Below are 1,397 nucleotides of genomic sequence, written 5' to 3'. Positions count from 1 at the left end.
CCGTAACTATAACGGTCCTAAGGTAGCGAAATTCCTTGTCGGGTAAGTTCCGACCCGCACGAAAGGCGTAACGACTTGGGCGCTGTCTCGGCAAGAGACCCGGTGAAATCATAATACCTGTGAAGATGCAGGTTACCCGCGACAAGACGGAAAGACCCCATGGAGCTTTACTGTAGCCTGGTATTGGAACTTTGTGCATCATGTACAGGATAGGTGGGAAGCTGAGAAGCAGGGGCGCCAGCCTCTGTGGAGCTGTCGGTGGGATACCACCCTTGATGTACGGAGTTTCTAACTCGTCGCCCTTATCGGGCGAGAGGACCATGCCAGGTGGGCAGTTTGACTGGGGCGGTCGCCTCCTAAAAGGTAACGGAGGCGCCCAAAGGTTCCCTCAGAATGGTCGGAAATCATTCGTAGAGTGTAAAGGCAGAAGGGAGCTTGACTGCGAGACCTACAAGTCGAGCAGGGACGAAAGTCGGGCTTAGTGATCCGGTGGTTCCGCATGGAAGGGCCATCGCTCAACGGATAAAAGCTACCCCGGGGATAACAGGCTTATCTCCCCCAAGAGTCCACATCGACGGGGAGGTTTGGCACCTCGATGTCGGCTCATCGCATCCTGGGGCTGTAGTCGGTCCCAAGGGTTGGGCTGTTCGCCCATTAAAGCGGTACGCGAGCTGGGTTCAGAACGTCGTGAGACAGTTCGGTCCCTATCCGTCGCGGGCGCAGGAAATTTGAGAGGAGCTGTCCTTAGTACGAGAGGACCGGGATGGACGCACCGCTGGTGTACCAGTTGTTCTGCCAAGGGCATAGCTGGGTAGCTATGTGCGGAAGGGATAAGTGCTGAAAGCATCTAAGCATGAAGCCCCCCTCAAGATGAGATTTCCCATAGCGTAAGCTAGTAAGATCCCTGAAAGATGATCAGGTTGATAGGTTCGAGGTGGAAGCATGGTGACATGTGGAGCTGACGAATACTAATAGATCGAGGACTTAACCATATAATATGAAGCAAATGTTATCTAGTTTTGAAGGAATATACCTTCATCAGTTTGGTGATGATGGCAGAGAGGTCACACCCGTTCCCATACCGAACACGGAAGTTAAGCTCTTCAGCGCCGATGGTAGTTGGGGGTCTCCCCCTGTGAGAGTAGGACGCCGCCAAGCTGGTTAAATTTATATCGTCGCGGGGTGGAGCAGTTCGGTAGCTCGTCGGGCTCATAACCCGAAGGTCGCAGGTTCAAATCCTGCTCCCGCAACCAAATTTTTCGCTTGAACGACGTAAACATTTTTCTTGCTCAAGTGAGATGGGAGTGCCCTTGGGTGCAACCAAGCATGGAGCTGTGGTGAAGTTGGAGTTCACGCCGGTCTGTCACACCGGAGGTCGCGGGTTCGAGTCCCGTCAG

General features: G+C 53.7%; 1 tRNA gene and 2 rRNA genes. All 3 read left to right on the top strand.

The features are described 5' to 3' along the window. Positions 1-992 (top strand): 23S ribosomal RNA (locus SB719_RS18915); the annotation flags it as partial. Between the two features lie 50 nt (positions 993-1,042). Further along, positions 1,043-1,158: ribosomal RNA gene (gene rrf, locus SB719_RS18910) — 5S ribosomal RNA — on the top strand. An 18-nt stretch (positions 1,159-1,176) separates the two neighbouring features. Next, positions 1,177-1,253, top strand: a tRNA-Met gene (locus SB719_RS18905). Positions 1,254-1,397: the final 144 nt, after the last annotated feature.

It is taken from the genome of Pantoea sp. SIMBA_079, from assembly GCF_046940275.1.
Taxonomy (GTDB): domain Bacteria; phylum Pseudomonadota; class Gammaproteobacteria; order Enterobacterales; family Enterobacteriaceae; genus Pantoea; species Pantoea borealis.
This window is presented reverse-complemented; position numbering and strand designations above follow the sequence as displayed.